The sequence below is a fragment of the Paenibacillus sp. KS1 genome (genome assembly GCF_001680695.1).
Classification (GTDB): Bacteria; Bacillota; Bacilli; order Paenibacillales; family Paenibacillaceae; genus Paenibacillus_B; species Paenibacillus_B suaedae.
In genome coordinates this window covers 1-10805 of sequence record NZ_MAIS01000127.1, presented here as the reverse complement: position 1 = coordinate 10805, position 10805 = coordinate 1, and the positions used below count along the sequence as shown (strand labels likewise).

The 10805-nt window shown below is 49.0% G+C and carries 6 protein-coding genes and 1 pseudogene; 3 read left to right on the top strand and 4 right to left on the bottom strand.

Features of this window, described 5'->3' with window-relative positions:
* Nucleotides 1-111: 111 nt before the first annotated feature.
* Nucleotides 112-2532, bottom strand: coding sequence for a 3-hydroxyacyl-CoA dehydrogenase/enoyl-CoA hydratase family protein (locus tag BBG47_RS25845; RefSeq protein WP_083189617.1), 2421 nt, complete (start codon nucleotides 2530-2532; stop codon nucleotides 112-114).
* A gap of 212 nt (nucleotides 2533-2744) precedes the next feature.
* On the bottom strand, nucleotides 2745-4952 hold the full coding sequence (locus BBG47_RS25840; protein ID WP_065294131.1) for a (Fe-S)-binding protein: 2208 nt from the start codon (nucleotides 4950-4952) through the stop codon (nucleotides 2745-2747).
* A 220-nt stretch (nucleotides 4953-5172) separates the two neighbouring features.
* On the opposite strand from BBG47_RS25840, the pseudogene BBG47_RS25835 reads away from it, so the two are divergent.
* A pseudogene (locus BBG47_RS25835) lies at nucleotides 5173-5950 on the top strand (electron transfer flavoprotein subunit beta/FixA family protein).
* A gap of 101 nt (nucleotides 5951-6051) precedes the next feature.
* Nucleotides 6052-7059, top strand: coding sequence for an electron transfer flavoprotein subunit alpha/FixB family protein (locus tag BBG47_RS25830; RefSeq protein WP_065294130.1), 1008 nt, complete (start codon nucleotides 6052-6054; stop codon nucleotides 7057-7059).
* 188 nt (nucleotides 7060-7247) lie between these two features.
* Here BBG47_RS25830 and BBG47_RS25825 read toward each other — a convergent pair whose 3' ends face one another.
* Together BBG47_RS25825 and miaB are read right to left on the bottom strand one after the other, a co-directional pair.
* Nucleotides 7248-7751 carry a YlbF/YmcA family competence regulator gene (locus BBG47_RS25825; RefSeq protein ID WP_065294129.1) on the bottom strand — a complete coding sequence of 168 codons (504 nt, stop codon included), beginning with the start codon at nucleotides 7749-7751 and terminating at the stop codon, nucleotides 7248-7250.
* A gap of 86 nt (nucleotides 7752-7837) precedes the next feature.
* Nucleotides 7838-9391, bottom strand: coding sequence for a tRNA (N6-isopentenyl adenosine(37)-C2)-methylthiotransferase MiaB (miaB, locus tag BBG47_RS25820; RefSeq protein ID WP_065294128.1), 1554 nt, complete (start codon nucleotides 9389-9391; stop codon nucleotides 7838-7840).
* Between the two features lie 844 nt (nucleotides 9392-10235).
* On the opposite strand from miaB, the gene BBG47_RS25815 reads away from it, so the two are divergent.
* Entirely contained in the window at nucleotides 10236-10676 is a 441-nt protein-coding gene (locus BBG47_RS25815; protein WP_065294127.1) for a hypothetical protein, read from the top strand.
* Nucleotides 10677-10805 lie beyond the last annotated feature (129 nt).

Sequence of the window (10805 nt, the reverse complement as noted above, 5' to 3'; positions counted from 1 at the left end):
TTGTTCTGTTGTTCTGTTGTTCTGTTGTTCCGTTACTGGTTGCTTCTTTGTTTCTTTGCTGCTATCCAAACCACTGCTCCGGCCCTGCTTGCCAGACTAACTCGATATGCCCTAATTGCGCAGCGGCTTCCCCTTGCTCAGCATGTGCTGCATCCGCTGCTGTGTTTTCCGTTCTCCGCAAAGAGATAAGAAAGCTTCCCGCTCCAAATCGAGCAGATGCGATTCAGATACGAGGCGATTGGCAGGCACGTCTCCACCTGTAAGTACACGTGCGAGCTTGCGAGCAATTAACGCATCGTGCTCACTTATGTAGCCGCCCTCCAGCATATTGGATACGGCTAACTGCAGGACGCCAAAGCCCTCCCGTCCAGCTACGCGTATAGATGGTCGACCAGCCTCTTGCACTTGCCCTACATACCCTGCCGAATCCATAGCAAGAACGGCCTGCTTCGCTTCATAGATACGGCGCTGCTCTGCGAATAGCACACGATCTTGGGATCGTACATAGGCGAGTCGCAGTGCATCATGACCGCTGTTCGACACTTTGGCCATGGCGATCGTCTCGAATGCGCGCACAAGTGATGCGTTCAGATCATCATCGGGATGCGGCAGCCGATGTGAGAGCGCAATCGCCGTTTCCTTGCAGCCTCCCCCACCAGGAATCAGTCCAACTCCGGTCTCCACTAGTCCGAAGTATGTCTCTGGACTGAACACAATCATATCGGCCGGCAGGCACGCCTCCACACCTCCGCCAAGTGTCATTCGGTGCGGTGCAGCAACGACGGGTCGCTGCAAGCCCTTCAGCTTCATCATCGCTCGCTGGAATTGGCGGATAATGAAGTCGATTTCGTCCCATTCCTCGGCCTGAGCCTCGCCGAGCAGAAGCATCACATTTGCCCCAACGCAGAAGTTGCGTCCTTCATTCGCAACAATAAGACCTCGGTAGTCACGCGCTACGATATCTACGCTCTTCTCGATCATGGATAAAATATCTTCCCCGATGGCATTGTTCGGAGAATGGAATTCCAGACAGGCCACATCATCGCCGACATCAATAAGACTTGCACCGCTATTGCGTGCGATTGTCCTTCCCTGTTCCTTCAAAGAGCGAAGCAATATCGATTGTTCACTCTCTACGGATTGCTGCCATTCTCCTGCCGCGGCGAAGAACAATCCGCTGCTTCGCTGCTCATAGAACCGCTCGTGACCTTGTTCCAGCCATGCCTCCACCCAGGCCGGAATTTCTGTGTCCTCCGCCCTCATGCGTGCGACACTATCCCGAAGACCAATCGCATCCCAGCATTCAAATGGGCCCAGCTCCCAATTGAAGCCCCATCGCATTGCTTTATCAATATCCTCGATATGATCTGCAATTTCCCCTACCTTGGAAGCTGCATAGCACAATACCTGCTTCATCATGCTCCAGATGAACTGTGAACCTTGGTCACGGCCGCTGATTGCAGCTCTCAGCTTGGATGCCGTTCCCTTCTCCCGCTTCGCCTGCTGCAGCGTCACCGAAGCAACCTGCTGCCTCGGCCCATACGTCCAATCCTGCCAACGCAGTGCATGGATCGGATCTTCTCCAGGTGAACCGCTGCGTACCTTGCGATAGAATCCTTGGCCGCTCTTCTCTCCTAGCCAGCCTCGTCCTACCATTTCTTTGAACCAAGGCGGGAGAGCAAACGCATTCCGCTCCGCTTCTGTCTCAGCATGCTCAGCCACATTGTTCGCTACATGGAGGAATGTATCTAGTCCGACGATATCCAGCGTTCGGAATGTAGCACTCTTCGGCCGCCCGATAATCGGCCCTGTTAAGGCATCGACCTCCTCGATGGTAAGACCGTACCGTTCCATTTCTTGAAGCGTGATCACCAAGCCGTACGTCCCAATTCGATTGGCAATGAAGTTAGGCGTATCTTTGGCAATGACTACTCCCTTGCCCAGTCTGCGCTCACACCATTCCTTGGCCCCTTCTAATACCGACTGATCCGTCAATGCATTCGGTATAAGCTCCACCAGATGCATGTATCGTGGCGGATTAAAGAAATGAGTGCCGACAAATGAACGCCTAAATGCTTCTGATCGCCCTTCCAACATGGAGTCAAGGGAAATGCCTGACGTATTCGAGCTGATCAGCGTCCCTTCTTGCCAGTGGCGCTCTATTTGCGCCAGCACCGTGCGCTTCACGTCCACTCGTTCCGTGACCGCCTCAATAATCCAATCTACCTGCGCAAGTTCCTGCAAATGATCCGCTGTATTACCCGGTATGATACGCTCTGCGAACGCTTCCATATAGAGCGGTGCTGGGCTCGACTTCTTCAATCGCGCAATCGCTTGATTAGCATGGCGGCTCCGGACATCCGGATGCTCCAGAGTCTTGCCTGCCTCCACTTCGTCCTCCGTCAGCTCTTCTGGCACGATATCTAATAACAGACATCGTATGCCTGCATTCGCCAAATGAGCTGCGATGGCGGCTCCCATTACCCCTGAGCCAATAACAGCTGCCCGTTGAACCTCATTCCATCGTTTCACCTCGGTATCCCTCCTTTTGCATGTGCATGGTATAGCCTAGCTGCCTTTTTTTGCACGGACACACTTCCCCGCAATTTGTCCTTCTATATGCCTCACTCCTTCTCAGACGCTGCCCAGGCCACCATAGCAAGCCTCGTATGGTAACCAGCTAACGCAGCGTAGCAGAACGGCTATACAAGCATGCCGTGCTTCACTCCACCTCCCTGAACCCATTAGATTCCACATACAGACTTGACGAGCAGCTCAGCAATATCGGCACTGCGCACATCGCTTCGCTCTTTCGCCTTGACACCATCCTCCATCATCGTGAGGCAATATGGACATGCAGACCCAATCACAGAAGGCTGAACCTGAAGCGCCTGCTCTACCCGCGCCACATTGACGCGCGTCCCAGACGTTTCCTCCATCCACATCTGACCACCGCCTGCCCCGCAGCACATCGCATTAGCCCCACTTCGTTCCAATTCAAGCACCGTTAATTCTGGCACTGCACGCAGCAGTTCTCTAGGGACGTCAATAATCCCGTTGTAACGTGCCAAATAGCAGGAGTCATGCCAAGCGACGCTCTCGTGAACCGGATGAACGAAGCGAATACGCCCCGCCTGCCACATCTGATACAGCCATTCTGTGTGATGATATACCTGCACTTCTGAATCCAACCCAAAATCCGGATACTCTTTCTTCAATGTGTGATACGTATGCGGACAAGCGGTTACGATCCTTCGGACACCATATTTGTGGAACGTTGCAATATTCTCCGCGCACATCTGCTGAAACAAAAATTCATTGCCCATACGCCGCGCGGTATCTCCTGAGCTCCGCTCTTCATTGCCAAGAACAGCAAATGCCACATCAGCTGCATAGAAAAGACGAATTAGTGCCTTCGTTACGTGCTGTGTACGCATATCATAGGAACCCATAGCTCCCACGAACAGCAGCACCTCGAAATCTGGACGCTCCTTAACCGTCGGCACAGTTATGCCTGTTTCCTTCGTCCACTCTGCGGCCCATTTGAATCTGTCATTGCGGCTGATCCCCCATGGGTTGCCCTGACGCTCAATATTTTGCAGCGCTCGTTGTCCGTCCACAGGCATTTGCCCTTGTGTCAGCACCAGATAGCGCCTCATGTCTACAATTTTATCGACATGCTCATTTCCGACTGGACACTGATCCTCGCAGTTGCGGCATGTTGTACATGCCCATAGTTCTTCCTCGGTAATAACATTACCGATCAAATCGATTGACTGAGCAGACGGATGCTGCTCATCAGGTATGTTTCTCAGCCATCTCTCCTGCTGCTTAGCCATCGTCCCCTGCATCCCTTGCGGAAATCGCTGCAGCGCCGCTGGCTCATCAAATGCACCTTCGGCCTGCTGCACACCTTCCTCCGCCATGCGATGGAACGGCAGCGACCCAGGTGCTGCCAAGCTTGGTACCCACGGGTTGGTCGAAGTTATGGCTGCCCCTTTCTCGGTTAAGTGATCACGCAGCTTCGAGATGAGATGCATAGGAGAGAGAAGCTTGCCCGTATGCGATGCAGGACACACATTCGTACAGCGCCCGCACTCCACGCAGGCATACAGATCAAGCAGCTGCTTCCGCTCGAATTGCTCGATTGCTCCAACCCCGAATGATTCTGCCTCCTCGTCTTCCAAATTGATCATTTTCAACTTCCCTGTCTCTTCCTCTGAACGCTTCAGCCAGAGATTAATCGGTGCAGTTATCAGGTGGAAGTGCTTCGATTGCGGCACATATATGAGAAATGCAAACAGAATCAGCAAATGTAACCACCAAAATAATTCATATCCGACGGTGAGCCACAGTTCTGCATGTGCGCCAATTGACAAGGGCATTACGATAGCCGATGCAATTCCTGCCGTAATCGAGCCATTAGGCCCTCCAACTCCATTCAAGGCCTCTAGCGCATAATCGAATGTCATGGTGCCAAGGACAGTCACCATCAATCCGCCGATGAAGAACAGTACAATTGAGGGCTTCCACCCTCGCTTCAAGCGTGGCAGCCTCTCCACGTAGCGTCGATAGACTGCAAACAATACTGCTGTGAGCACCATGAGCACTGTCCATTCCTGAGCCACGATGAAGACATGATGGGCTGGCAGCGGCAGTGAGTGGCCGGTCAACCCCTTCCAAATCAAATCTAGTGCTCCGACCTGCAAATGGAGGAATCCGTAGAACATTACTGCATGCATAAACCCACTTCGCGGATCCTTCCACAGCTTGCCTTGACCGAACGTCTGTCCTATGGCACGCATGGTTCGCCTCGCCTGCTCGGTTGGCTTCGTGCCTGCCAGCCCCAAGCCTATGTAGCTGACTCGTCGTCGAATTGCAGCAGCGGCCAAGCCGATGCCTATCGCAACAACGAAGAGAAAGACAAGCCATTTTACATAAATCAGCACCATACCTCCCCTCCCTTTTGGGTGATACATGCATGATCTCGTTTTGCTCAACATAGCTGTTCGTAATGAACTATGTTTGATGGATATGAGTTGGGACATGAAAAAATACGTTCTTGCCTTTTATGACCACTGGTTAATGAAATTCGAATAAAAGTAGTAGAGATAAGTCCGAAGATTTCTCCATACAATGATCGTAATGAAGCCGGAACTTGGGGTGATGACCTTGAATTTAGTTGTGCTTATGAAGCAAACGTTCGACACAGAAGAAAAAGTCATAATTACAGATGGTCTGCTCTCTGAAGACGGAGTAAAATGGATAATAAATCCCTATGATGAATATGCCATCGAAGAAGCCGTACGATGGAAAGAAAATCATGGCGGCGTAGTCACCGTAGTGACTGCCGGCCCTGATCGTTCCGAGGAAGCGCTTCGCATAGCGCTCGCAATGGGAGCAGACGAAGCCGTACATCTTGTTCTGTCGCCAAGTGACACAGGGGGGATGGATGAATTCACAATCTCTCACTTGCTCGCAAAGACATTGCAGGAGAAACAGCCGGATCTAATCTTCTCTGGTCACTTCTCTGTTGGATCAAGGCAGTGCCCAGGTTGCTGTCCGTGTCGCCAGCCTGCTTGACCTGCCACATGTCGCTGCGATCACTTCGATCGAGCGTATCGATGATTCGCAGGTAACGGTCAGTCGTGACGCAGAAGGTGATAACGAGAATCTCAAAGTGACCTTGCCTGCATTATTTACGGCACAGCAAGGATTGAACGAGCCCAGATATCCGACTCTACCAGGCATTATGAAGGCGAAGCGGAAGCCTATCGAAAAGCGGTCGGCTGCCGAACAGCTTCAGAATGAATCTTATGCTCCTGCCACAGAGCGAGTAGCCCTCGAGCTTCCTCCCCCAAGACAGGAGGGGCAGATATTGAAGGGCACTGTATCGGAGCAAGTAGAGCAATTGGTTCAATCGCTACGCGATACTTCCTCTCTCTTCTAACTCTTTCTAACTAGGTTGCAAATTGAACATGCACTTACTTGTAACGATTGAGCCTTAACATGAAGCCGCAAGCGTGCTATCGACTGGAAAGGAGTGCTGCTATGAGCCGCACATATGCTGTTATTGCTGAAATACGCGGAGATCGATTGCGCCAGGTTACATTCGAAGCGCTTGGTGCTGCCGCGCAAATGGCGAAGCCTTATGATCGAATTATTGTGCTTGTCATTGGGTTTCAACTTGCAGAGGACACAATCCAGTCCTTGATGATTCCAGGAATTGCGCAAGTTAGCTGCGCAGATGATGAGAGGTATAAATATTACGAGGCGGAGACGTATTTCGCGGCACTGCATGCCTTTACAGAGCAGCAATCGCCGGACGTCGTGCTGCTTGGGCATACAGCGATGGGACGTGATCTCGCGCCGATGCTAGCAGCTCAGCTCCATACAGGTCAAATATCCGATGTCGTATCGATTCGTGCGGATGACTCCGACACGACCTTCCTAAGGCCTGTCTATGCAGGCAAAGCATTAGAAACTAGACGCTTCGCCAATCAAGCACGACCTTGGATCATCACGGTTAGACCTAACAACTTCACTCCTGTTACTCAACAAGCGGGGTTACTTCCGACTCACGAGAGCATTCAGCAGCCGCAAGTTGATTCCTTGCTTGCCCCCGCCCCATCCCTACGGACGGTTGTCCACGAAGTCGTCACGAAGATGAGCGGCTCCGTTGATTTGTCAGAGGCCAAAATTATTATTTCTGGCGGTCGAGGTGTGAAAAGTGCCGAAGGGTTCAAGCCCCTGGAACAGCTGGCACGTGTGCTGAATGGAGCAGTCGGCGCTTCGCGCGGAGCTTGTGATGCGGGCTATTGCGACTACTCGTTGCAAATCGGACAGACGGGTAAGGTTGTTACACCTGAGATTTATTTTGCCTGCGGGATTAGTGGAGCCATCCAGCATATCGCAGGAATGAGTCAAGCTCGAATCATTGTTGCCATTAATATCGATCCGGAAGCCCCTATCTTTAAAGTAGCGAATTACGGGATCGTCGGTGATTTATTCGAGGTGGTGCCGCTGCTTACCGAACAATTCCGCAAGCTGCTCTCCTGATTGTTTCGCAGGCTGCCAACGGCTCAATCTCGCTGACGACTATACTGCTCCTATGCCGCATACGTCGTCTGTGTACCTTGGAGCAATGCTGCCTACTATGAAAGATAATCGATGATCCCCTCTCCGTGCATAAGAAAAAGAAGGTTTCCCACATCATCTGTAGGAAACCTTCTTCTATTCATCCGTGCTTAGTCGCATGATTCTGGCGCTTCAGGGGTTGCTGCTTCTACTTCAATCTTATCAGATACCGTATCACGAATAACCGACATAACCAGTTGCAGCATGTAATTCACATCGCTCTGACTCTGCTGGAATTCCACAACGAGTGGAATATTGTCCAGTTCATCCTGGAGCTCACTAATCTCATTCTCGATTTTATCTACCATCTTCGCGTTTTGGAACGATTGGAACGCAACCAGTTCCTTCTGCTTCTTCTTAATCGTTGAGATCAGCTCTTGTACCCTAGTATGCGTTTGAATTTGCTTCTCAGCTTGCTGATATTGCCGAACCTCATCCGTTGTAATGATGAGTTCAGACAACTGCTTCGCCTTCGCCATAATATCTTCTCGTACTAGCAAATCCCGCGTATTGAACTTCGGTATACCGCATCCCGATCGATGGACGTGCTCCTCATGCTCCGAGTGTTCTGCGTGTTCCGAATTCACCTTCGAAGATTGTGATTGTTGCGTCAATGAGAACCTCTCCCATCTATTCGGCCTGAATTATATTGGTAAAATCTATCTCTTCTCGTTTATTGTATCCGAAAATAAAGAAAAGGTTAAGAAGTCATTTGCATCGGTTGTGTGACAAGCACACCCTTGATGTAATAGGACATCACATCTGTAATTTTAACATGAACAATTTGACCGATCAACGACGCCGATCCTGCAAAATGGACAAGCTTATTCGTGCGCGTCCGAGCGGATAAAATGTCTGGGTTATTCTTGCTCTCCCCTTCCACTAGCACCTCCACCACTTGATCTTGCAGCCTTTCATTGCTTCGACGGCTCTGATCCTGCAGCAGGGCGTTCAGGCGCTGCAGACGCTCCTTCTTCACTTCCATCGGAACATTGTCTTCCATCCCTGCCGCCGGTGTGCCTTCGCGCGGGGAATAGATGAATGTATAGGCAAAGTCGAACTCTACCTCCCGTACAAGTGACATCGTTTCTTCGAACTGTTCGTCCGTCTCGCCAGGGAACCCTACAATAATATCCGTTGTAAAGACAACATCCGGTATCGCCTGTTTGATTTTAAATGCCAGCTCCAGGAAGCGCTCCCGATCATACTTGCGGCTCATCTTCTTCAATATTTCCGTGCTTCCCGATTGTACAGGAAGATGAATATGCTCAACCAGGTTGCCGCGCTTCGCAAGTACTTCAATTAATCGATCGTCAAAGTCTCTTGGATGTGAAGTAGTGAAGCGGATACGCGGTACATCAATAGTTCGAATTTCGTCCATCAGATCGCCGAACGAGTAGTCGATGTCCATAAAGTCTTTGCCGTAAGCGTTGACGTTTTGACCAAGCAGTGTAATTTCCTTGAATCCTTGACGAGCCAAGTCTCTTACTTCGGCAATTACGTCTTCCGGACGGCGGCTGCGTTCTTTGCCACGGGTATAAGGAACGATGCAATATGTACAGAACTTATCACAGCCATACATAATGTTGACCCAAGCTCGCATCCCTTCCCGCTTCTTCGGCAGATTCTCGATGATGTCGCCTTCCTTAGACCACACTTCCACGACCATATCCTTGTTAAACAAGGCATCGCGCACCAAGATCGGCAAGCGGTGAATATTATGCGTACCGAATACGATATCAACAAATTGATGCTTCTGCATAATGCGCTTCACGACATTTTCTTCTTGGGACATACAACCGCACACGCCAAGAATAAGCCCCGGTCTTTGCAGCTTCAATGTCTTCAAATGTCCAAGCTCACCAAATACTTTATCTTCTGCATTTTCACGAATCGCGCATGTATTTAATAAGATAATATCTGCTTGTTTTCGGTCTTCCGTTTTTTCATAGCCCATCTGTTCAAGCAAGCCGCTCATCGTCTCGGAATCATGCTCGTTCATTTGGCAGCCAAATGTATAAATAATATATTTCTTCCCAACGCCTAGTCCCTGCAGCTCCTCAGGCACGGCCTGATCATAGTGTACCTGAATATCCTGCTTGCCCCGCTGCTTCTCCTCACGTTGGTTAGGCTCCGAAATAATGTTGATTTCACGACCATTTATACGAATCCGTTTGCCTTGTTCATCCTCGGAAATGACTTTGGCATTCGAGAAATCAAAATATTTGGAGTAATCTTTCGACTCTTTGTTCATTGGTCGGCACTCCTTCTTCTCAATCGATTCTGTAGTCTGTAGGTTATCTATGTACATGAACATCACTTCAAATTATACCATCATCCGAAGTGGAGAGCCAAGAATGAACTTCCAGATTTAGTTATTACGAAGTGGACAATATTGCCCTTTGTTGTCCAAAAAACTGAAATGGTGCGGTTTTCTGAGCTTTCACTTTAGACAAGGTTGGACAACGTGATCCGATGTTTGACACCGTTTTTGTGGGTAGAGTGTGGGTAACGTAGACAAAGAAAAAAGCCTCGGAACACAGAATACAGGAAGGGGCAGATGAGATGAGGAAAATCGATGTAGCGATTGGGCTTATGGTGCTGTCTCTTATCGTAAACATCGTAGATCTGATTATCAAATGAACAGCAGCCCCCTTTCTCCAAACTCGAAAGTGTACAAGACTTCGTTGATCTTTTCCAGGATACCCGACTTGATTACGCAGGCTGCGGTGCGGACATCGTCAACGTCCTGACCGTCTCCTGGGTGAGCTGCATCCTGGATGATAGGTATATCGACAATAATCAGAAGGTTAGACGCTTGAAGAACCTTCTGGCAGCATCAGCGAAAGTTCATGAATGAAAATACTCTGAGGGGGGCTTCTGCCTCTCTGTATTTATGTGGGAATTTTGAGAAGATTTATGACGGCTCTTGTTTGTTATTTCGCGATTAGTTGTCAAAAAAAATCCATAAAACACGATTTACAACTAATCTTTTTATATATTTTCCATTTTTCTACATACAAAATATTACCTATGTGTTAATATAGGGTTAACATTTAGATTTATCTAAATGAACCATATAATAGGAGGTTAATCAAATGAAAAAAGTATCTCTTGCATCTTTGATTCTGCTCCTCTGCTTTAGTGTTTTTGTAACGGCTGTTTCAGCAGCGGCTGGTGCTGATTCAGGATTTCAATCTGTGAATAACGGCCACACTGCAAGAGTTTATACCGATTCAACCTACTATGGAGTAAGTGATAACTGGATTAATGTTACAATCGAGAAATCAACATCTGCTGCATTCAGCTATGAGATTTGTTTCATGAATAGTAATCAAATGACATGTCCTGTAACAGGAGACATGACATCTTCCTCAAAGACCCACAAGATTGATAAATCAAGTTTATATAAAATCCTCTCTTCACATTCTCAAGGTTCCTTTACGGTAATGTTAAAAGTCTTTAAAAAGGGAGATTATTGGACTTGGTATGGTGACATCATAACGAAAAATACTTTTACTGCAGTCAGACCAGTTTAATTTCATTTGGAAAATGTCCCAAAAGTCTAAACGATTTGGGGCAGAGGTTGGAATAGTGATTCAGGCTTAAGAAGAAATAAAGGAACAAATAAGAGTCGTAGGGATGCCTTCCCATACGACTCTTATTTG